Raw genomic sequence first — 21,680 nt, 5'->3', positions numbered from 1 at the left:
GGTTCTCCTTCAGCTCCACGAGGGGATGGCGGCGAGCAGTCGCCGCGTGTAGTCCTGTTGCGGCTGCTCCAGCACCTGCAGGGCGGCACCCTGTTCGACGACCCGTCCGCCGCTCATCACCGCGATCCGGTCACAGATGTCGCTGGCGAGCATCAGGTCGTGGGTGACGAAGAGCAGGCCGATGCCGAGTTCGTCGACCAGGGTGCGGAACAGGCTGACCACCTTGGTCTGGGTCGTGACGTCGAGGGCGGTGGTGCATTCGTCGGCGATCACCAGCGAGGGACGGGTCACGACGGCCAGCCCGATGGCGACCCGTTGCCGCAGTCCACCGGAGAGCTGGTGCGGGTAGCTGTTCAGCACCCGGGCCGGGTCACTGATGCGCATCTGTCCCAGGACCTCCACCGAACGCCGCTCGACCTCCGCCCGGCTGATGCCCGTCACGTGCCGGCGCAGCACCTCCGCGAGCTGGGTGCGGACCTTCATCAGCGGGTTCAGCGAGCGTGACGCGTCCTGGAAGACCATGCCGACGGCACGGCCACGCACCCGGTCGGTCCGGTCGACCCCGGGTGCCACGACCACCTCGCCGGCGAGGGTGACAGCGCCGTCCTTCACCTGGACGTTGCGCTCGAGCAACCCGACGACGGTGCGGGCGAGGGTGGTCTTGCCGCTACCGGATTCGCCGACGACGCCGACGATCTGGCCACGCCCGACGTCGAGGTGCACGTCGTCGAGCAGCAGCAGGTCGTCGCCGGTCAGGCGGGCGGCGACGGTCAGGCCCGCGACGGTCAGCAGCGCGGTCATCGGTGCCTCTTCCGTGGGTCGTGGTGGGTGAGCAGCGCGTCGCCCAACAGGTTGACCAGCAGCACCAGCAGAGTGATGGCGAGGCCGGGGAACAGCGCGATCCACCAGGCCTGGCTGAGCTCATCCTGACCGGAGGCGAGCATCGAGCCCCAGCTGACACTCGGCGGTGGCACACCCAGGCCGAGAAAGCTCAACGCGCTCTCGACCAGGATCGCCGTACCGATCTGGAGGGTGCCGAGCGCGACGACCGTTCCGGCGAGGTTGGGCAGGACGTGCCGCGCGACGATCCGCGTCTCCGACGCTCCGGCCGCCCGCAGTCCGGTCACGAACTGCCGTTCCCGGATCGCCAGGGTCGCCGAGCGGGTGACCCGGGCGCAGACGGCCCAGCCGGTCAGCGCCAGCACCAGGAACAGCACCGGCAGGGAGCTGCCCCGGTTCGAGATGATCGCGAGCGCGACCAGGATGAACGGCAGCGCCAACTGGGCGTCGATGAGCACCGAGATGACCCGGTCGACCCAGCCACGGAAGTAGCCGGCCAGCATGCCGAGCAGGGTGCCGGGGCCGATCGCGACCAGGGCGCCGACCAGGCCGATCAGGATGGTCAGCCGGCCTGCGGAGACAAACTGGGTGAGTACGTCCTGGCCGAGCTTGTCGGTGCCCAGCGGGTGAGCCCAGGAGCCGCCGTCGAGGAAGGCGGGCGGCCGTCGGGTCGCGGCCAGATCCTGCCCGGTCTCCGGCAGCAGTCCGGTCAGTGGCAGCACCAGGACCAGGCCGGCGACCACCACCAGCGGCAGGGAGAGCCAGAACACCGAGGTCCGGGCACGCCGTACCGGGCGTCGGGGCGCTTGCGTCGTCGGCGCCGGGTGGAGATCTGATCTGCTCATGGCCGTCACCTCACCCTCGGGTCGACCGCGGAATGGATCACGTCGACGACCAGGTTCAGCAGGACGAACGTCAGGGCACCGAAGACGACGATCGCCTGGACGAGCGGAAAGTCACGGAACTGGATGGCCTGCAGCGCGAGCTGACCGAGACCTGGCCAGGAGTAGACGTACTCGATCGCGACCGCGCCGGAGAGCAGGATGCCGGTCTGCAGTACGACGATGGTCAGGATCGGCATCATCGCGTTCTTGAACGCGTGCCGCCAGACGACCTGTCGCCCGCGCAGTCCTCGGGCCCGGGCGGAGTCGATGTACGGCTCGGCCAGCGCCTCAGCCATCGACGCCCGGGTGAGCCGGGCGATCTGCGCCATCGGGTACACCGACATGGTGACGGCGGGCAGGATCAGATGTCGTGCGGTGCCGGACTGGCCGGCGGGCAACCAGCCAAGGTTGACGGCGAACAGCGCCACCAGCATCATGCCGAACCAGAAGACGGGCACCGACTGGCCGAGCAGGGCGAGGGTCGACGCGGCGCGGTCCCACCAGGTGCCCTCCCGGGTCGCGGCCAGCACTCCGAGCGGCACGCCGACGAGTACGGCGAGCGCCATCCCGGCGGCGACCAGTTGCAGGGTGAACGGCAACCGGTCGGCGATCAGCGTGGTGTTTGCCTGATAGAACTGCAGCGACTGACCGAGGTCACCGGTGAGGATGCCCTTGAGGTAGTCGAGGTACTGCACGGCCAGCGGCAGGTCGAGACCGAGTTCGTGGCGCAGTGCGTCACGCTGCTCCGGGGTGGCCATCGGGCCGAGAATGGCAACGGTCGGATCGCCGGAGAGCCGGCCGAGTGCGAAGGCCAGGCTGAGCGCGATGAGCAGCGAGGCGAGCAGTGACGCGAGCCGGCTGCCGACGCGCCGTACCGTGGTGGTCTTCATCGGCGGGACCTCCAGCGCGCGCCGGGCATCGCGGCGAGCAGTTCGCGCGTGTAGTCGTGCTCCGGGGTGACGAAGACCTTCTCGCAGGGCCCGGACTCGACGACACGGCCGTGGCACATGACGTGCACAAGATCGCAGACGGACCGGACGACGGCGAGATCGTGGCTGATCATCAACAGTGCCGCGCCGGTGCTGCGGCGGATCTCGGTCAGCAGCTCCAGCACGTCGGCCTGCACCGAGACGTCGAGACCGGAGGTCGGCTCGTCGGCGACGATCAGCCGTGGCCGCATGAGTAGCGCCCGTGCGATGCAGACCCGCTGGGCCTGGCCACCGGAGAGCTGGTGCGGGAAGCGGTCCAGGATCTGCGGCGCGAGCCGGACCCGGTCGAGCAGGTCGGTGTCGCTGATCCAGGAGGTGCGCGCCGGTTGCAGCCCGCGGAGTTCCCGTAGCCCGGAGCGCACCGACTGCCGGGGGTCGAGCGACCCGTGCGGATCCTGGAACACCACCTGTACCTCGGGTCGCAGCCGCCGCAGCTGCGCCCGACCGGTCGAGGAGAGTTCGTGCCCGAGGAGTCTGATGGTCCCGACGCCACGGGCGCCCAGCCCGGTCGCCGCCATCGCGAGGGTCGTCTTGCCGGATCCCGACTCGCCGACGACGGCGACGCTCTCGCCCGCGCCGATCCGCAACGACACACCGTCGACGGCGCGCAGGGCCGTCCCCGTGCGGCGGTCGCGGTGTTCGACCACCAGGTCGTCGACCACCAGTACGGCGGTGTCGGTGTCCGGGGTGCGGGAGTGCCGGTCACCCGGCACCCCCGCCTGCACTACCTCGGCCATCGTCAGCGGGTCGTCTTCGTGAAGTCCACGGTGTTCAGCGGACCGAACTCGACGCCGGTGACACCGGGACCGGTCGCGTAGTTGAAGATCTGCCGGTAGAGGGGGACATAGCAGTGCTTTTCGACCACTCCGATGGTGTTGAGCTGCTCGTAGATGGGAGCGGCCTGTTCGGCGCTGTCCTGTTCGAGGGCCTGCTGGGCGAGTTGGTCGATCTGTGGGTCGGGACAGTTGCCGGTCAGCGACGCGGTCTTCATGAATCCGCTGACGAAGTAGTCCGGCACCGCGACGTTGGGAACCCCGGCGAAGATGGCGATACCGGGAACCTGACGTCCGATGATCCGTTGGACCAACGTTCCGTAGTCCAGCGGCTCGTAGGAAACGGCGAAGCCGGCCTGTTCGAGGCTGCCGCCGACGGCCTGGGCGACCTCTTCGATGTTGGTGTACTGCGCCGCCGGGTAGGTGATCTGCACGGCCGGGGTCGCGTCCCCGACGAGTTGTTCGGCCCTCGCCGGATCGGCGGTGACACTGCCCTGCGGCTGCTGGCCGGGCCGGACGTTGAGCAGGCCCGCATCGGCGGCGGCCTGGCCGTCGAAGATGCCGCTGACGATCGCGTCGCGGTCGATGGCCAGGGCGGCGGCCTCGCGCAACTGCGGGTCGTCGAACGGTTCCTTGGTCGAGTCGAGGAAGGCGATGATCTTCATCGCGGTCTCGGTGCTGACCACCTCGACGCCGGCCGCCTCGGCTGTCTGCGCCTGAGCCGGTGGGAGGTCGAAGGCGATGTCGACGCTGTTGCTCTGGATCAACGCAAGACGTTGCGCGGCTTCGTTGGCCCAGGTGAAGGTGATGCCGCCGTTCGCCGGCGCCTCGCCCCAGTAGTCGGAGTTCGTGGTGACCGAGATGTCGCGACCCGCGTTGGCGCCGGCCCACACGTACGGCCCGGTGCCGACCGGCGCCGCGGCGAAGCCCTCGGATCCCTGCTCCTGGTAGTAGGCCGGCGGCACCAGGTAGACCGTGGTGAGCAGATCGGGAATGTTGTACTGCGGCGTCCCGGTGGTGAGCACGACGGTCGTGTCGTCGGTGGCCTCGATGGAGGTGACGTTGCTGAAGTAGGACTTCAGCGGCGACGCCTCGGTGTCACGGGTGAGGGTGATGGTGTTCGCGACCGCGGCGGCGTCGGCCTTTTCGCCGTTGCTGAAGCTGATGTCGGGGCGGACCGTGAACGTCCAGGTCGTCGCGTCGGTACGGGCCCAGTCGGTGATGAGGCCGGTGTCGGTCGGGGCGAGGGCGGAGTCGGTGTCGATCAACGGTTCGAGCATCGTGGCCCAGACGATCTGGGCGGAGCGTGCCCCGACGATCGGGTCGAGGGTGGCTGGCTGGGCCGCGAGCAGCGCGCGGATGACAGTCGGGCCGGATTGTCCGGTCTCGGTGGAATCAGTGCCACCGCAGGCGGTGAGGCTGACGCTTGCGACGGTGATGGTGGCGGCCGCCACGAGGGACCGCCGCAGGAGCGGGGATTTCATGATCATCGGGGTGTCCTTCACAGCGATGGACCCGTTCATGCCACCGCGTGACGCGCCGGTGACGTTGGCCACAAAGTACCGACCAGCCGGTATCAAGTCAACGGTTCCACCAGGTATCTCGACTATGACATTCGCATGACAAAGCCCAGCCGACCAGGGACGTTGTTTTCATACCGACCGGTATGTATGATCGGCCGGGTGGACCTCACCCTCACGCCACGACACAACGGACGCCTCATCCAGGTGCGTTACGACAACGCGGCCCGCGGCAACTGCCTCGACGACGCGACGCTGGGCGAACTCGTCCGCGCGCTGGAGGCCGCCGCGGCCGACGACGCCTGCACGGTCGTCCACCTCGAGATGGCCGGACGGCACTTCTGCGGCGGCTGGGACACCTCGGCGTTCGCCGGACTGGCCGACAGGTCGCCCGAGGCGGTCGCCGACGGCCTGCGCGCCAGTGACGCCGCGTTACGGCGGATCCGGCGGCTTCCGGTGCCGGTCGTCGCCCCGGTACGGGGACGCGTGATCGGCTTCGGCGCCGGCCTGCTCGACGCCGTGCACCTGCCGATCGCCGCCGCCAGCGCCAGCCTGTCGCTGCCCGAGGCCCGCTACGGTTTCGCCCCCGCTGGCGTCGGCCACACCATCGCCCAGGTGCTCCCTCGTTCACTGGCCTACCACCTGCTGACCGGAGTCGCCACGGCGACGGCCGACCAACTCCTCGCCTGGGGACTGGTCGCCGGAGTCGTCGCCGACGACGGCCTCGACCGTGCGGTCGAGGCCCTGGTCGAGTCGCTGCTCGCCGTACCCGGCCGCACGCTACGGGCGGTGGTCGAGGTCGTCGAGTCCAGTTTGGCCACCGGCGCTCCCGATCATGCCTACGACGTCTCGGCCCACAGCATCGTCGCCAGCGTCACCACCCGAGGAGCGTCCGGATGAACAGGCGATTCCGGCCCGGCGAGGCCGTCTGGGTGGAGTTGTCCACCCCCGATCCGGACAAGGTCGAACCCTTCTACCGCGCACTGCTGGGCTGGACGGTCCGCTCCGAACGGCTCGGGGCCACCACGTACCGGATGTGCGGCATCGACGGGCGCGACGTGGCCGGCATCTCGAACGCCGCCGCCCTGCACGGCGGTCGCCCCCGGGGCTGGATCGTCTACTTCGCGGTCGACGACGTCAGCCACTCCGCCGCCCGGGCGGTCGCGCTCGGCGGTGAGCTCGTCACCCGTCCGCGTTACCTGCCGGCCGCCGGTACGGGCGCCGTGGTCATCGATCCGTTCGGCGCCGCGTTCGGCCTCTACCAGGGCGAGTCACGCTCCGGCGTCCAGATGCTCAACTCGGTCGGCGCACTGTGCTGGAACGAGCTGGACACCGGGGAGCCCGCCGAGTCGGTGACCTACTACCGGTCCCTGTTCGGCTACGCCACCCGCCGCACCGGCGACACGCCGACCTCCCGGCCGTACACCCTGCTGATGCTCGACGACGTCGCGGTCGCCGGCGTCCTCGCCCTCGACAACGAATGGCCGAATCTGATCCCGGCAAAATGGATCACCTACTTCGCCGTGGCCTGCCTTCCCCAGGCGCTGACCCAGGTCTGCGCGCTCGGCGGGACGCCGACCGTCGGCCCGGTCGACAGCCCGTACGGACCGCTGCACCTGGTGAAGGATCCCGGTGGTCACACGCTCTGCCTCATCCAGCTCGACGGCGGACTTCGCCCCGGGCACGACTCCTCCCCCAGGCGGTGACCCGGTGACGGCCGAGCCCTTGTTCGACTCCACCCAGTTCCGCCAGGTGTGCGGGCACTTCCCCACCGGCGTCACCGCCGTCACCGCCGTTACCGCGCAGGGCAACGTGGCCGCGCTGACCGTCAACTCGTTCACCTCGGTATCGCTCCAGCCCGCGAAGGTGCTGTTCTGCGTCACCAGCTCCTCGTCCAGCTTCGCGACCCTCGTGGCCGCCGAACGGATCGCCATCCACATCCTCAGCCGTGACCAGGAGGACGTGGCGCGCCGGTTCGCCACCTCGGGACTCACCGGCACCGAGAAACTCGCCGGGGTCTCCTGGGCACCCGGTCCGGACGGTGTCCCGGTGCTGACCGGCACACCGGCGATCCTCGCCGGCCGCCGCGACCACGTGATCACCAGCGGCGATCACGTGATCATCCTGCTCGATGTCGACCACGTGCACCTGAAGCCGACGAACGTACCGGCGTTGTCGTTCTACCGGGGCCAGTTCGTCAACCCGTCGAGCGCCACGACCGAGTGAGCCGTCGACGCGGCTCAGGCGTAGTACCGGAACAGGATCTCCGCCACGCAGCAGGGTGTCGACCCGTCCGCGAACTCGACCGCCACCGACGCCTTGGCCTGCACGCCGGCACCGGCACCGGCACCGGGTACGGCGTCGATCGCCCGGGCGGACACCAGTGTCGCGACCCCTTGGACCGGTACGCCGGGTGGCAACGGTGTGACGAAACGGACGCGGTCGAGGCCGTAGTTGACCCCCATCGAGAAGGTCCGCACCTCGAGGATGTCCGCGAGCAGGCGTGGCACGAGCGCCAGCGTCAGGAAACCGTGCACGATCGTCGTCCCGAACGGCCCGGACCGCGCCCGCTCGACGTCGACATGGATCCACTGATGGTCCCCGGTGACCTCCGCGAACTGGTCGATCTGTGGTTGGGTCACCACCTGCGGTTCGCTGACCCCCAGTTCTCTACCGACGAGGTCAAGCAGATCGCTCGGGACACCTACGGTCGTACGCGACGCGGTTCGCACGGTCAGGTCACTCCTCAGATCGTCGGACGAGAGCCACGGACCCCCCCCGCCGACACACTGCACCTGCCGTGGGCGACCGGAGCCAGCACGAGGATACCAACATTCCGACCGGATGGTATTCTTGCTGCCACGATGCCGGACGAGGAGGTCGCAGGTGTTCGAGGCCTACCAGCTGCCCGAGGAGCACAAGACCGTACGGGACGCCGTACGCGCGGTGTGCGACGACAAGGTCGCCCCGCACGCAGCCGTCGCCGACGAGACGGCCGAGTTTCCCGGGGCCTCCTACGACGCGTTACGGGCGGCCGACTTCCACGCCCCGCACGTCCCGGTCCGGTACGGCGGGGCCGGTGCGGACGCCCTCGCCACCGCGATCGTCATCGAAGAGGTCGCCCGGGCGTGCGCCACCTCCTCGCTGATCCCGGCCGGCAACAAGCTCGGCACCATGCCGCTGCTGCTCGCCGCCGACGAGCACCTCAAACAGCGGTACCTTCCGCCGGTGGCCCGCGGCGAGGCGATGTTCTCCTACTGCCTGTCCGAGCCGGACGCCGGCAGCGACGCGGCCGGCATGCGGACCCGCGCCGAACGCGACGGCGACACCTGGGTGCTCAACGGAGTCAAGCGCTGGATCACCAACGCCGGGCTGAGCGAGTACTACACGGTCTTCGCCGTCACCGACCCGACGGCCCGCGCACGCGGGATCTCCGCGTTCGTGGTGGAGCGATCCGATCCGGGCGTCAGTTTCGGCGCACCGGAGAGGAAGCTCGGCATCAAGGGATCCCCGACCCGCGAGGTGTACCTCGACAACGTCCGCATCCCGGACCACCGGATCATCGGCGCACCGGGAACGGGCTTCGCGACGGCGATGCGGACCCTGGACCACACCCGCGTCACCATCGCCGCCCAGGCGCTGGGTATCGCCCAGGGCGCCCTCGACCATGCACTTGGATACGTCCGACAGCGCCAGCAGTTCGGCCGATCGATCGCCGACTTCCAGGGCGTCCAGTTCATCCTCGCCGACATGGGTATGACTCTGGAGGCCGCTCGACAGCTGACGTACGTGGCAGCCGGCAAGTCCGAACGCGACGAGCCGGATCTCACCTACTTCGGCGCGGCCGCGAAGTGCTTCGCCTCCGACGCAGCCATGAAGATCACCACCGACGCGGTCCAGCTGCTCGGTGGCTACGGCTACACCCGCGACTTCCCGGTGGAACGGATGATGCGCGACGCGAAGATCACCCAGATCTACGAGGGCACCAACCAGGTGCAACGCATCGTGATGGCCCGCACGCTGCTGGCCGGCTAACCGCCCCGGACCGACTCAGCAGAGACCGTCGAGCACCATCACGCTGAACTGGCGCGCGACTTCGTCGATGCTGAGCGGGCCGTCGACGTTGAGCCACTGGTACGCCCAGGCGCACATCCCCACGAGACCGAAGGTGACGATCCGCGCGTCCACGTCCGTACGGAAGACCCCACGGGCGATGCCGTCCTGGATCATCGCCGCGAAGGCTGCTTCCACCAGGTCACGCTTACGGCTGACCTCGGCGAACATGTCGCCGGCGAGATACCGTCGTTCCTGATAGAAGATCGTCACGTGGGCGCGGTACTCGGCCACGCTGGTCAGGCTGAACCGGATGAGCTCCGCCACCCGCGCCTTCGGGTCGTCGTTGTCCGACTCGATCTGCTGGATCGCGGACAGCTGCGCCTCCAGGTACTCCTCCTGGATGTGCCGCAGCAGGTCGTCCTTGCTCTCGAAGTGATGGTAGAAAGCACCTTTCGTAAGCCCGGCCTGGTCGGCGATCTCCTGCACCGACGTCCGGTCGAACCCACGACGCTCGAACAGCTCCAACGCGCTGGCGATCAACGACTTGCGGGTGTTCTCCGGGTCGTAGCCGTCCGCCCAGCGCTGCCGGCGTCGGGCCGCCCCCGGGCGGTTGGATATCGCACGAGCCATCTGTGGCCTCCGCTTCCGGCTTCTGCTCAGCGCCCACGAAATCCTACCGCCCAGTCGGAAGGTTAGTCGCGGGGACCCTACCTGATCGGACGTGCCGGGATCTCCGGACGTCAGAGTACGGCGCGCAACGGGGCCGGGCCAGTCACCTGACCTGTCACCGACGCCCCGTTCACCGGTAGCGTCGGTACCGTGGATCTGAACGAGATCGCCGATCGGCTCGGGGTGCCCGTCGCGGAGGTCGACCGCGTACACCGACTCGCCGGCGACTGGCCGGCGGCGCCACCGCCGGCCAGAGCCGACGCGGCCGCGGTCCTCGACCGGCTCACGGTACGGCCGGACGACGCCGCCGAGATCATGGCCGGCTGGCCCGATCTCGACTCTTCACTATGGACAGACGAGCTGCGCTGGCTGCTCGACCGGTCGACCGCCCTGGTCCGGGCCGACCTGGGCGGCTACGGTTGGCTACCGCCCGGGCCGGAGCTGCCGCGCGAGCGGGGACCCGCCTGGCGGCATCTCTACGTCTACGCGTACCTGGCGATGGTCGACGTGGTCCGGGCGTACCACCGCGACCACGGCATCGCCGATGACCTGTCCTGGGCAACCTTGGCGGACCTGGGTCGCAACCTCGCACTCGACCGGCGGATGCACGGCGAGGGCTGGCCGGTCATGCAGGCCTGGCTGACGTTGCACGCGCGAGGCGGCCTCTACGAGCTGGGCCGGCTGCAGCACCAGCGCGGGGACACCGCCATCGACCTGCACGTTCCCGACGCGGGGCCGTTGACTCCGGCGGCGGTCGACACGTCGCTCGACGCGGCGCGGGCGTTCTTCCCCCGCCACTTTCCCGACGAGCGGTACACCGCGTTCGCCTGCGGGTCGTGGCTGCTCGACCCGCAACTGCGGGAGTACCTGCCGGCGGACTCCAACATCGTCAGATTCCAGCGCCGGTTCGAGCTGGAGCCCTACGTGGAGTCCGACGGGCCGGACGCCGACGTCGAGATCCTGCGGTTCGTGTTCCGTACGCTGGCCACGCCGCTGGACGCGCTGCCGCGCCGCACGCTGCTGCAGCGCGCGGTCATCGACCATCTCACCGCCGGCCGGCACTGGCAGTGGCGTCGCGGTCAGTTCCCGATCTGACCGCTCCCGATCTGACCGCGACCGGTCTGCCGGGCAGCCGACGGCCAACGCCGCTGCTGGGCGGTCTCCGGCACGGGCACTCCCCGCGCGCGGGCAATGACGTTCCAGGCCTGTTCGGTGTCGATCCCGAGCCGGGTGAGCAGGGCGGCGGCGATCAGCGAGGACCGGCCGACGCCGGCGCGGCAGTGCACCGCGACGTGCCGGCCGGTGCGCAGTGCGGTGGCGAGCAGGTCGAGCAGCGGTCGGATGGCCTGATGGTCCGGCACGCCGAAGTCGGCGATCGCCCAGGCGTGGAACTCCAGCCCGGCCCGGGTCGCCGCCGCTGCCTCGTCGGTCAGGGCGAGCTCGTCGCGCTCGGCCAAGGTGAGCAGGCAGACCAGAATGTCGACGTCGGCGGCCCGGACGGCGCGCAACTCGTCGTCGAGCCCGTCGCCGCCGCGCGGTCGCGCCACGATGCTCAGCCGCGCCGGGGCCGGCGCCGGTATCGGGAACAAGGTCGGTGCCGGCAATGGATCATCCTTCCGCCGCAGCGAGCACAGCCGTCCGGTTCTGGCAGCAACGTGGCTGTCGGAACCGGACGGCTGTGGACGGCCGGTCCGCGCCGGTCGATCCGCGGCCCGGCGGGCCGCCGGCCTCAGCCCAGGTGGGCCTCGATGGTGGCGATGATGCGCGGACGCATCTCGGCGGCGCTGATCACGGCATCCACCGAGCCGACCTCGACGGCACGGGTGATGTTGTGGATCCGGTCGAACTCCGTCGCCACCTCGCCCAGCTTCTCCGCCCGTACCGACGAACGGAACTCGTCGAGCTCGGCGGTCAGTGTGGCGCGGTCGGTACCGGACGCGGCCGCCACCCGGGCCTCCAGGTCACGCACCCGGGGGTCTCTGGCGGTCCGGGCGTCCACCTCCCCGGAGAACACGACGGCGGCGGCGGGAGCACCCCCGAGGACCGAGGCGAACGAGCCTTCCAGCGCGAGCACGGTCATCTGGGGGTTCAACGCCTTCGAGAAGACCACGAACGCGCCACCGTGGTACCGGGAGATCACGCAGAACACGATCGGCCCCCGGAAGTTGACGATCGCCCGGCCGATCTCGGCGCCGTACTCGAGCTGTAGCTTGCGCATCGACTCGGGCGAGCCGTCGAAGCCGGACAGATTGGCCAGCACCACCAGCGGTCGGTTACCGCTGGCCGCGTTGATCGCCCGCGCGGCCTTCTTCGACGACTGCGGGAACAGCGTGCCGGCGGTGTAGGTGTCCGGGCCGTCGGTGGGCGGGAAACCGCGCCGGGGCACCGTCCGTGACTCGATGCCGAGCAGACACACCGGTACGCCGCCGAGATGGACGTCCTGCACCACGGCGGTGTCGGCGTCGGCCATCCCGGCCCAGCGCTCCAGCACCGGGTGGTCCTGGTCGGCCAACGCCCGCATGACGGTCCGGATGTCGAACGGCTTCTTGCGGTCGGGGTTGGCGGCGGCGGAGAAGATCTCGCCGACGGTGGTGAAGTCACTGCCGGCCACCGTGTGCGGGAACGAGGAGATGTCCCGGTCGACAGGGTCGGTGGTGGTCGTGCGCCGGGGCCGGGACTCACCCGGCACGACGTACGTGTGATCGTAGTGGGCCAGCAGCACGTCGCGCGCGGCGGTCAGGTTCGGCGCCCAGTACTGTGCCTGCCCGTTCGGACCCATCACCCGGTCGTAGCCGCCGATGCCGAAGTTGTCCTCGGCGGAGACGCCACCGGAGAAGTCCAGCGACTGCTTGCCGGTGAGCACCATCGCCGAGTCCGGCGTCATCACCAGGATGCCCTTGGTGTGCATGAGCATCGTCGCCTCGGCGTTCCAGTACGGCTGGGCCCCGACGTTGATCCCCGCGACCACGATGTTTATCTCGCCGCCGGCCTGGGTGAACTCGACGATCCGCTTGAGTGCGGCGGCGACCCAGTCCATGTTCTCGGTACCCGACTCCATCGAGATGCGGGCTCCGGCGGACAACGCGTACCACTCCAGCGGCACCTGCATCCGCTCGGCGAGGTCCAGGGCCGCGATGATCCGGCGGCATTCCGGCTCCGACAGGGCGCCGAGCGACTTGGTGGGGTCACCGAGCAGCACGACCCGGCTGATGCCCTGCGGGTGCCGGGGAGTCACCGTGGTGACCACCCCGGCGACGATCGCCGCGCGGTTGCGCCCCTTCGGCCGGTCGACCGGCACCAGCGCGTGGGCGTCGTCGAGGTCGTACTCGACGAAGTCGCCGAGACGGCCGGTCAGCTCGTACGGGTAGACCGTGTTGCGGCTGCTCGCCCGCAGCACCTTCAACCGGTAGTCGTCCAGCGGCTCGACCGGTTCGACCGGCGGCTCGCCGACGGTCAGTTCGGCACCGCCGCCGGTGGCGTCGAAGGAGATCCGCACGGCGATCTTCACCAACTCGCCGGTCGCCCGGTCACGCTGACGCCCGATGAACAGGATCTCCTCCAGCCCCGCTCCGGTGGTCGTCGGACGTACCCGCCCGGCGATCATCTCCATCTCCTCGCGGGTCAGGTCGTTGGGCGGCCAGACGTAGATGACGATCCGGTTGGTGCTGAAGCGGGTCTTCGACGGTCGCCGCGACTGGACCCGGCGGATCGAGTCGAGGCAGGCCGCGACGGTGTCCTCGGTGGTCGGCAGCGAGACCAGACGTCCATCGTGGTCACGCAGCTGGGTCAGGTCACGCACCTGGGCGAACGCCACGAGACGCTCGTCGGAGGAGTTCTCCCGGGCGACGCACCGGAAGAGGTAGACCTCCTCGTCCGACGACGGCAACCGGGTCAGGTCGAACTTGCGCAGCCGCTCCAGCTGCATCCGCTGGGCGATGTACGGGTGCAGACCACGGATCAGCCGTTCCTCGACCATGCCCTGGCTCGACGGACGGAACGTGAAGTGGTGGTGCATGACCGCGCCGGCGCGACCGGCGATGGTGGTGGTCACCCGACGGACCTGGGGCGGCAACGGATGTGCGGCGACGACCTCGAGCAGCGCCGCCGCCATGGCGTCGAAGTCCTCCGGCTGGTTCTCCCAGGCGAGATAGACGTCGGCGTCGATGGATTCGTGCCCGGTGGCCAACTGGGCGAGTCCACTGAGCGCGGCGCCGAGCGTGTCGATGTCCACGGCGGCGGTGACCACACTCGAGTCGGCCCGCTCGGCGACCACGAAGGTGCACCCGCCGACCTGGTGCGCGTGGATCGCGGCGATGCCCTTGTTGCCGTAGTAGCGCCGGGTCAGCACCTCCAGCATGACCGCGTTGTCGAGGTGGTCGCGGACGATCCGTTGACCGAGCAGCCGGACCAGCGGTTCGGTACTGCGTACCATCTCGGCGATGCGCTCGGCGCGGTCCGGGGCGTCCGGGTGGGCGTCCAGGTGCCGCAGGTGCGCGCGGACCTTGGCGTAGACGCGGGCCCGGTTGCGCCGCAGCAGGGGCTGAGCGAACCAGGCGAACACCACCCCACGGGCAAGGTCGGCGATGACCGGAAAGCGGACCTGGGTCGCGGCCACCAGCCGCTCCAACGCGAGACCGGCGGGCTCGTGCAGCAGTTGGCCGGGCGGTGGCTCCCGCAGCCACGCCCGCAGCAGGGTGGCGACGACACCGGCGTCGGCGGCGGCCCGCTGCAGGGCGAGGAAGATCCGGAAGACGGCAGCTTCGAGATCGGCGGAGCGCTCCAGATCGGTGACGCCGTAGTGGCCCAGGGCCTTGGCCAGCTTGGTCTGGAAGGCGTCCGGCAGACCGGCCCGTTCGACGTCGAGGCTCTGCAGGTAGGTGTGGAAGTACTCACGGTCGCTGTGCACGTGGCCGTCGGCGCCGTCACCGTCGGTCGGCCGGTTGCGGCTCAGCTCGGCGAGGTCGGCGAAGACCTCGATGAGGTCGATCTCGGCGGCCAGCGGCCGGTCGCCCTCGTCGGCGGCGACCTGGCGCGCGACGAGGTAGTCGTCGAGCACCCGGCGGTCGTCGTGCGGGTCGACGTCGAAGCCGAGCAGCAGACCGCGCAGGTCTTCCTGGCCGCGCCGGGCACGCTGCGGTGCCGGGGTCGCCCCGGTCGCGGCGGGCATGTCCAGTTCGACGGGCGCGGCGGCCGGCCCGGCCGCCGTGGCGTCGCCGTCGGCCACCGGTTCCAGGCGCAGCAGCGGCGCGCCGGCCTCGACCTGGTTGCCCACCGAAACGGCCAGTTCCTTCAGCACGGCCGTGAACGGTGCCCGCAGGACCGTCTCCATCTTCATGGCTTCCAGGACCAGCACCGGTGCCCCTGGCTCGACCTCGGCGCCGACCTGCGCCGGGGTGGCGACGACCAGCGCGGGCATCGGGGCTCGCATGACCCCACCCTCGTCGCGGCTGACCCGGTGGGTCACTCCGTCGACCTCGACCAGGTGAACGGGCCCGTGGGTGCCGGTGGCCAGGCGGTGGCGGCTGCCGTTGACGACGATCTGCCCGGTGTGCCGGTCGAAGCGGTCCAGCTCGACGTCGGCGCTGTGCACGGCGTCGCCCGCTTCGATACCGACGCGGAACCGGTACGCACCGGTCCGGGCCACCCGTACCCGGTAGCCGACACCCCGCAGTTTGAGGTCGACCGGTCGGCCGCTGGCGTGCTGCACCTGGGGGCGGCCGCCGGACGCGGTGGACAGCAGGCGTTGCCGCTCGACCTGCTCGTCGGCCTCGTAGCCCTCGATCGCGGCGGCGGCGAGCGCGACGGCGACGTGCCGGTGCGAGACGAGCCGACCCTCGCCGCGGACCCGGTCGATCCAGCCGGTGTCGGCGCTGGCGTCGATCACCTCGGGCTGGTCGAGCAGGTCGAGCACGAAGCTCTTGTTCGTCGCACCGCCTTCGATGATCACGGTGGTGTTCGCCATCGCCCGACGCAGCCGGCCGAGTGCCTCGTCGCGGTCCCGTCCGTACGCGATGATCTTTGCGATCATGGAGTCGAAGGCCGCAGGAATGGTGTCGCCCTCACTGACCCCGGTGTCCACCCGGATACCCGGCCCGGAGGGCAGGTCCAGCCGGGCGATCCGGCCGGGTGACGGCGCGAAGTCGCGGTCGGGGTCCTCGGCATTGAGCCGGGCCTCGACGGCGTGCCCGCGCTCGGGCGGCGGCCCACCCTCGAGGCGTCCACCCGAAGCCACGTGCAGCTGCGCCTTGACCAGGTCGAACCCGGTGGTCGCCTCGGTGATCGGATGCTCGACCTGCAGCCGGGTGTTGACCTCGAGGAACGCGAACATGCGGTCACCCGGGTGGTAGAGGAACTCCACGGTCGCCGCGCCCCGGTAGCCGACCGCGACGGCCAGCCGTTCGGCCGATGCCTTGAGGTCGGCGGCCTGCGCCGGGTCGAGCACCGGCGAGGCCGACTCCTCGATGACCTTCTGGTTGCGCCGCTGCACCGAGCAGTCGCGGACCCCGAGCGCCCAGGCGGTGCCCTGGCCGTCGGCGATCACCTGGACCTCCACGTGTCGGGCACCGGTGACCAGGCGTTCCAGGAAGACGACCCCGCTGCCGAACGCCCGGGCCGCCTCCTGGCTGGTGCGTTCGTACGCGTCGGCGAGTTCGGCTTCGTTGGTGACCACCCGGATGCCGCGACCGCCGCCGCCGGCGGTCGCCTTCAGCATCAGCGGGTAGCCGATGTCGCTCGCCGCCGTCAGCGCGGCGTCCAGGGTCTCGACCGCACCCCGGCTCCACGGCGCGACCGGCACGCCGACCTCCTCGGCGATCAGCTTCGCGCCGATCTTGTCGCCGAGTTGGCGCATGGCGTGGGCGCTCGGCCCGATGAAGGTGACACCGGTCTTCTCGCACAGTTCAGCGAACGCCGGGGACTCCGCGACGAACCCCCAGCCGACCCACGCCGCGTCGGCACCGGTCGCCACGAGGGCGCGCTCCAGGACTGCCAGGTCGAGGTACGGACGGGCGGACGCCGGCCCGAGATCGTAGGCGATGTCCGCTTCGCGGACGAACGTCGCGGTACGGTCGACATCGGTGTAGAGGGCGACGGTCTCGACTCTCGCCCCCGTCTCGGCGGCCAACTCCCGGACGGCATGGATGAGCCGCATCGCGGCTTCTCCACGGTTGACGATGGCAATACGGCTGAACACCCGATCGACCCTCCGGTAGGCCTACGATCCACGCGTCGCGGATGCGACTCCCGACAGGACCACCATCGCGCCTGCCGGCCGGAAACACCATAGGGGCAAGCGCGATGTCCTGGCCACGTCACTCTCCCTCGGGTGCGCCGTCGGCGGTCAACGCGCCCTGCCCCGGCGTCGACGGCAGGAAGACGTGCACGTGGCCGTTGCCGGCGTCGACGTTGAGTACGTCGAGCTGGGTGGCCGCACTCGACCAGGTGGCGACGGCGATGTCGCGTTGGCGGCCGGCGAGCTCCAGCAGTGTGCCCCGGGCGTCCGACGGCTGGGCCAGCGCCGCCGCGTAGGTGTCGACGGCGGCGTCGAGGGCGCGCACCGAGGCGGCCAGGCCGGAGCGGGCGATGTTGACCCCGGTGCCGCCGGACGGCGGGTTGGCGAACACGGCGACCGTGTCGCCGGTGACCACCTGCCACGATTCCACATCGGACTGGATGGCGGGCGGACCTGGAGGCGCTCCTGGAGGCACCGCCTCGGCCAACCCGTCGAGCACCGGAACGAGACTCCCCTGGATCTGCCGGGCCAGCGAGGTCAGCTCGACGATCTGCGCCGCGTTGCGTTCGGCCTCTTGCGCCCGCAGCACGGCGACCGGATCGTCTGCCGGCGGACCCTTGTCGGCGGTGACGGCGCCGATCGGACCGGCGAGCAGGGCACCGAGCGCGAACGCGATCGCCACGGGAGCGATACGCCGGACCGGCACGGCGAACCGGCCGGACCCCGATGCCGGGACCGGCCGGGACTTCGATGCGCCGGTGGGGCGGGACGCGGCGGCAGGGCGTCGGGGGCGGGTCCGATTGCTCATCGCGCGGCACCTCCCGGCAGATGACCGTCGGCACGGTCGCGGCGGTCGCGGAATCGGCGAGCTGCTGGCACGAAGGTGCTCCTTGGCTGGTGGTGACGGCATGCACCCGGCTCGCCGAGGACCGGAACGCAGCCGCAGGGGGTGGACACCGGCACCGGCCCGCCGAGGCCGACACCACGATCGCCGGTCAGTCTATCGAATCAGCCTGCCCGGTACGGATCCGTCTCGCGGCCGGCAGCACGTGATCCGTTGGGTGTCGTGCACCAGCCGGGCCCCGCATCAGAGGATCGGTCGACAGGTTCCTGCCGCGGACTCGCCGGTCCGGAGGCGTGCCGTGAAACGTTTCATCAGACCCCGCGTGGCTACGAGCGCGGTACCGGCACGGTCAAGGGGCCGGCACCGCCGGGGCGGCAGCAGGTACGGCCGGGGCCGGCACCGCCGCCAGGGCGCCCTCGCCGACCGGCGGACGGTAGGGGCGGCACGACGCGCGCACCACCAGCTCGGTGGGCAGCCGGATGTGGGTGTCGCGCTCCACCCCGGCGATCAGGTCCACCAGCAGCCGCAACGCTTCGGCACCCATCCGCTGCAGGGGCTGCGTGATCGTGGTCAGCGGCGGGTTGACCAGCGCGGACTCCGGGATGTTGTCGAACCCGATGACCGACAGGTCGTCGGGGACGCTCAGTCCCATCTCGCGGGCGACGTTCAGCGTCGAGATCGCGGACAGGTCGTTACCGGCGAAGATCGCCGTCGGTGGCTCCGGCAACGCGAGCAGTTCCGCGACGGTGCCGGCGGCGCTCTCGATCCGGAAGCCACCGACCCGCACGAGGGCGTCGTCGACCGGCACACCCGCGTCGGCCATGGCCTGGCGGAAGCCCGCCTCCCGCAGTCGCGCCGACTCCAGGTCCGCCCGACCGCTGATGTGCCCGATCCGACGGTGCCCGAGGGCCAGCAGGTAGTTCGTCGCGAGGATCGCCCCGGCGAAGTTATCCGAGTCGACGGTGGGCAGGCCGGACGGGCCCGTGTGCGGGTCCACCGCGACGACGTGGAAGCCCTGCTTGGTCTCCACCACGGTCGGGGTGACGACCACGGCGCCGTCGATGAGGGTGCCGGACAGCCGGGCCAGCGAGCGACGCTCCCAGCCGATGGCCGCGCCGTCGCCGTCGCCGCCGGAGTACGCCAGCAGCTGGTAGCCGGTGCCGGCGACCTCCTTGGAGGCCCCCTTCAGCAGCTCGGTGGAGAACGGTTCGAACTCGGCCACCAGGATGCCCAGCACGTTGGTCCGGTGGCTGCGCAGGCTCTGCGCCCCCAGGCTCGCCTCGTAGCCGAGCTGATGGATGACCCGCCGCACCCGCTCGACGGTCGCCTGCGCGACGCCGTACCGGCCGTTGACGACCTTCGACACGGTCGCCACCGAGACGCCGGCCGCCCGGGCTACGTCCGACATCTTCACACGCTGCGGGAACTCCACGTCGACGATGATAGGGGGCCGGCGGCGGCCCGTCACCGCCGAGCCGAAAACGTTATCGATATCGATTGACACCGCGTTACATCGCTGTAAAACTCCCCGTCAGGCCAAGCACCCGACTGACCAGTCGAGGAGACCCCCAATGGCGATAACGCGCCGCGCTGGCGCCGTCCTAGCGCTCTTTCTGACCAGCACCCTTCTAGCCACCGGCTGCAGCAGCGGCGACGACAGCAGCGAGGCTGCCGGTGAACTGTACGAAAACCCGGTCACCCTGACCTGGTGGCACAACGCCTCGCAGGACGGCGCCGGCAAGGAATACTGGGAGAAGGTCGCCAAGGACTTCTCCGCGCTGCACCCAACGGTCACGATCGAGATCGAGGGGATCGAGACCAACCAACTCCAGCGCACCCGGCTGCCCGCCGCGCTGCTGAGCAACGACCCGCCAGACATCTTCCAGGCCTGGGGCGGCGGTGAGCTGCGGGAACAGGCGGAAGCCGACTACCTGAAGGACATCACCGACCAGGTCCAGGACGAGGTCGCCCGGATCGGCTCGTCAGTGGAGATCTGGCAGGCCGACGGCCGGCAGTACGGTCTGCCGTACCGGATGGGCATCGAAGGCATGTGGTACAACAAGGACCTGTTCGCCCAGGCCGGCATCACCGCTCCCCCGACCACGTTGGACGAGCTCAACGACGCGGTCACCAAGCTGAAGGCGATCAACGTCGTCCCGATCGCCCTCGGCGCCGGCGACAAGTGGCCCGCCGCGCACTGGTGGTACAACTTCGCCCTGCGTGCCTGTTCCGTTGACACCCTGCGGACGGCCTCCACCGAGCTGAACTTCGACGACCCGTGCTTCGTCAAGGCCGGCGAGGACCTGCAGGCGTTCATCGAGACCGAGCCGTTCCAGGCCAACTTCATCGCCACGCCGGGCCAGAACGACCCGACCAGCGCCAACGGGCTGCTCGCCAACGGCCAGGCCGCCATGGAGCTGATGGGTGACTGGAACCTGGGCACGCTGGAGAACGTGGCCGCCGACACTGACGCCCTCAAGGAGTTCATCGGCTGGTTCCCCGTACCGGCGATCGCCGGCTCGGCCGGGGACCCGACCGCGGCGCTCGGCGGCGGCGACGGTTTCGCCTGTGCCAAGAACGCCCCGGCGGAGTGCGTGGAGTTCCTGAAGTACATCGTCAGCCCCGAGGTGCAGCAGGGGTACGCCGCGACCGGCACCGGCCTGCCGGTGGCGCCGGAGGCGGCCGAGTCCGTCACCGACCCCTCGCTGCAGTCGATCCTGACGGCGACCAGCGACGCGTCCTACGTCCAGCTCTGGCTGGACACGGCCTTCGGCAGCACGGTCGGCAACGCGATGAACGACGCGATCGTCGCGATCTTCGCCGGCAACGGCTCGCCCGAGGACGTCGTCACGGCAATGAAGTCGGCCGCAAGCAAGTGACCACGATCAGTCAGAACCAGAGCCCCGTCGGCGGTGTCACCACGCCGCCGGCGGGGGTCCGGCCCGCGCAGCGCCAGTCCTCCCGCGCGGCCGAGACCCGACGCAAGTGGTACGAGATCATCGGGCTCACCACCCCGGCGGTCGTCGTCTACGTGATGTTCGTGCTGGTCCCGATGGGCTTCGCGTTCTACTACAGCCTCTTCCGCTGGCGGGGAGTCGGGCCGCCCACGGACTTCGTGGGACTGAACAACTACATCCTCGCCTTCCAGGACCCGATCTTCATCGACGCGTTGCGCAACAACGCGTTCATCGTGGTCGGTTCGCTGCTCATCCAGGGCCCCATCGCCCTGGGCATCGCCCTACTGCTCAACCGGCCGTTCCGCGGCCGACGGATGTTCCGGCTGCTGGTCTTCGTCCCCTACGTGCTCGCCGAGGTCACCGCGGGCATCATGTGGAAGCTGCTGCTGACCGGCGGGGGTACGACGGACGCGCTGCTGCGGTCGATCGGACTGGGCGGCCTGGTGCGACCCTGGCTGGCCGACCTCGACATCGTCATCTGGACCCTGCTGTTCGTCCTCACCTGGAAGTACGTCGGCTTCGCGATCATCCTGCTGCTCGCCGGACTGTCCAACGTACCGCCGGAGCTGACCGAGGCGGCCGAGATCGACGGCGCCAGCTGGTGGCAGATCCAACGGCACATCACCCTGCCGCTACTCGGGCCGACGATCCGGATCTGGATGTTCCTGTCGATGATCGGCTCGTTGCAGGTCTTCGACGTCATCTGGGTGACCTCCGTGCCCGCCGTACGATCGCTGGGCGCCTCGGCCACGATGGCGACCTACATGGTGGACAACGGCTTCTTCGCGCGACTGTGGGGCTACGGCAACGCGATCGCCGTGATTCTGTTCGTGATCTCGTTCATCGCAGCGCTGCTGTTCCAACGGTTCCTCCTCCGCCGGGACATCGAGGGCGCAGTGACCGGAAGGAGGGGCTGA

At 70.1% G+C, this 21,680-nt stretch carries 18 protein-coding genes; 7 read left to right on the top strand and 11 right to left on the bottom strand.

Annotated features, from left to right (window positions below; genetic code table 11):
* Positions 1 to 9: 9 nt before the first annotated feature.
* The 5 genes from ACN28F_RS30845 to ACN28F_RS30825 are packed head-to-tail and all read right to left on the bottom strand — an operon-like array spanning position 10 to position 4,970.
* The gene (locus ACN28F_RS30845) at positions 10 to 801 is read right to left on the bottom strand and encodes an ABC transporter ATP-binding protein (RefSeq protein WP_289205951.1); all 792 of its coding nucleotides are present in this window, start codon (positions 799 to 801) and stop codon (positions 10 to 12) included.
* The gene (locus ACN28F_RS30840; protein ID WP_289205950.1) at positions 798 to 1,685 is read right to left on the bottom strand and encodes an ABC transporter permease; all 888 of its coding nucleotides are present in this window, start codon (positions 1,683 to 1,685) and stop codon (positions 798 to 800) included. The genes ACN28F_RS30845 and ACN28F_RS30840 overlap by 4 nt, the downstream gene beginning before the upstream one ends.
* Positions 1,686 to 1,690: 5 nt before the next feature.
* Complete coding sequence (locus ACN28F_RS30835) at positions 1,691 to 2,614, bottom strand: ABC transporter permease (RefSeq protein ID WP_289205949.1); 924 nt, start codon at positions 2,612 to 2,614, stop codon at positions 1,691 to 1,693.
* The gene (locus tag ACN28F_RS30830; protein ID WP_289205948.1) at positions 2,611 to 3,450 is read right to left on the bottom strand and encodes an ABC transporter ATP-binding protein; all 840 of its coding nucleotides are present in this window, start codon (positions 3,448 to 3,450) and stop codon (positions 2,611 to 2,613) included. The genes ACN28F_RS30835 and ACN28F_RS30830 overlap by 4 nt, the downstream gene beginning before the upstream one ends.
* 2 nt (positions 3,451 to 3,452) lie before the next feature.
* Entirely contained in the window at positions 3,453 to 4,970 is a 1,518-nt protein-coding gene (locus tag ACN28F_RS30825) for an ABC transporter substrate-binding protein (protein WP_421360994.1), read from the bottom strand.
* 198 nt (positions 4,971 to 5,168) lie between these two features.
* Here ACN28F_RS30825 and ACN28F_RS30820 point away from each other — a divergent pair, with 198 nt between their 5' ends.
* From ACN28F_RS30820 to ACN28F_RS30810, 3 genes are read left to right on the top strand one after another with little or no spacing between them, the layout of a single operon-like run.
* Complete coding sequence (locus ACN28F_RS30820) at positions 5,169 to 5,906, top strand: enoyl-CoA hydratase/isomerase family protein (RefSeq protein ID WP_289205946.1); 738 nt, start codon at positions 5,169 to 5,171, stop codon at positions 5,904 to 5,906.
* Positions 5,903 to 6,712 (top strand): VOC family protein, encoded by an 810-nt coding sequence (locus ACN28F_RS30815; RefSeq protein ID WP_289205945.1) that lies wholly within the window; start codon positions 5,903 to 5,905, stop codon positions 6,710 to 6,712. The genes ACN28F_RS30820 and ACN28F_RS30815 overlap by 4 nt, the downstream gene beginning before the upstream one ends.
* A 4-nt stretch (positions 6,713 to 6,716) precedes the next feature.
* Entirely contained in the window at positions 6,717 to 7,232 is a 516-nt protein-coding gene (locus ACN28F_RS30810; RefSeq protein ID WP_289205944.1) for a flavin reductase family protein, read from the top strand.
* 14 nt (positions 7,233 to 7,246) lie between these two features.
* Here ACN28F_RS30810 and ACN28F_RS30805 read toward each other — a convergent pair whose 3' ends face one another.
* A complete protein-coding gene (locus ACN28F_RS30805; RefSeq protein ID WP_289205943.1) occupies positions 7,247 to 7,738 on the bottom strand; it encodes a MaoC family dehydratase in 492 nt (163 codons plus the stop codon).
* 112 nt (positions 7,739 to 7,850) lie between these two features.
* Here ACN28F_RS30805 and ACN28F_RS30800 point away from each other — a divergent pair, with 112 nt between their 5' ends.
* Positions 7,851 to 9,041, top strand: coding sequence for an acyl-CoA dehydrogenase family protein (locus ACN28F_RS30800; protein ID WP_289205942.1), 1,191 nt, complete (start codon positions 7,851 to 7,853; stop codon positions 9,039 to 9,041).
* A gap of 15 nt (positions 9,042 to 9,056) precedes the next feature.
* Here the strand turns inward: ACN28F_RS30800 and ACN28F_RS30795 are convergent, their stop codons facing one another.
* Positions 9,057 to 9,692, bottom strand: a complete 636-nt coding sequence (locus ACN28F_RS30795; RefSeq protein ID WP_289205941.1) for a TetR/AcrR family transcriptional regulator — start codon at positions 9,690 to 9,692, stop codon at positions 9,057 to 9,059.
* Positions 9,693 to 9,881: 189 nt separating this feature from the next.
* On the opposite strand from ACN28F_RS30795, the gene ACN28F_RS30790 reads away from it, so the two are divergent.
* The gene (locus tag ACN28F_RS30790; RefSeq protein ID WP_289205940.1) at positions 9,882 to 10,826 is read left to right on the top strand and encodes an acyltransferase domain-containing protein; all 945 of its coding nucleotides are present in this window, start codon (positions 9,882 to 9,884) and stop codon (positions 10,824 to 10,826) included.
* Here ACN28F_RS30790 and ACN28F_RS30785 read toward each other — a convergent pair.
* From ACN28F_RS30785 to ACN28F_RS30770, 4 genes are all read right to left on the bottom strand, one after another.
* Complete coding sequence (locus tag ACN28F_RS30785) at positions 10,811 to 11,335, bottom strand: protein-tyrosine phosphatase family protein (protein ID WP_421360990.1); 525 nt, start codon at positions 11,333 to 11,335, stop codon at positions 10,811 to 10,813. The genes ACN28F_RS30790 and ACN28F_RS30785 overlap by 16 nt on opposite strands.
* A gap of 125 nt (positions 11,336 to 11,460) precedes the next feature.
* Positions 11,461 to 16,923, bottom strand: a complete 5,463-nt coding sequence (locus ACN28F_RS30780) for a carboxyl transferase domain-containing protein (protein ID WP_421360989.1) — start codon at positions 16,921 to 16,923, stop codon at positions 11,461 to 11,463.
* Between the two features lie 118 nt (positions 16,924 to 17,041).
* A complete protein-coding gene (locus ACN28F_RS30775; RefSeq protein WP_421360987.1) occupies positions 17,042 to 17,770 on the bottom strand; it encodes a hypothetical protein in 729 nt (242 codons plus the stop codon).
* A 385-nt stretch (positions 17,771 to 18,155) separates the two neighbouring features.
* A complete protein-coding gene (locus ACN28F_RS30770) occupies positions 18,156 to 19,214 on the bottom strand; it encodes a LacI family DNA-binding transcriptional regulator (RefSeq protein WP_289205936.1) in 1,059 nt (352 codons plus the stop codon).
* Between the two features lie 163 nt (positions 19,215 to 19,377).
* On the opposite strand from ACN28F_RS30770, the gene ACN28F_RS30765 reads away from it, so the two are divergent.
* Both ACN28F_RS30765 and ACN28F_RS30760 read left to right on the top strand, forming a co-directional pair.
* Entirely contained in the window at positions 19,378 to 20,685 is a 1,308-nt protein-coding gene (locus tag ACN28F_RS30765) for an ABC transporter substrate-binding protein (RefSeq protein WP_421360985.1), read from the top strand.
* Positions 20,682 to 21,680 (top strand): carbohydrate ABC transporter permease, encoded by a 999-nt coding sequence (locus tag ACN28F_RS30760; RefSeq protein WP_421360983.1) that lies wholly within the window; start codon positions 20,682 to 20,684, stop codon positions 21,678 to 21,680. The genes ACN28F_RS30765 and ACN28F_RS30760 overlap by 4 nt, the downstream gene beginning before the upstream one ends.

The organism is Solwaraspora sp. WMMA2101, from assembly GCF_049179175.1.
Lineage (GTDB): Bacteria > Actinomycetota > Actinomycetes > Mycobacteriales > Micromonosporaceae > Micromonospora_E.
This window is presented reverse-complemented; position numbering and strand designations above follow the sequence as displayed.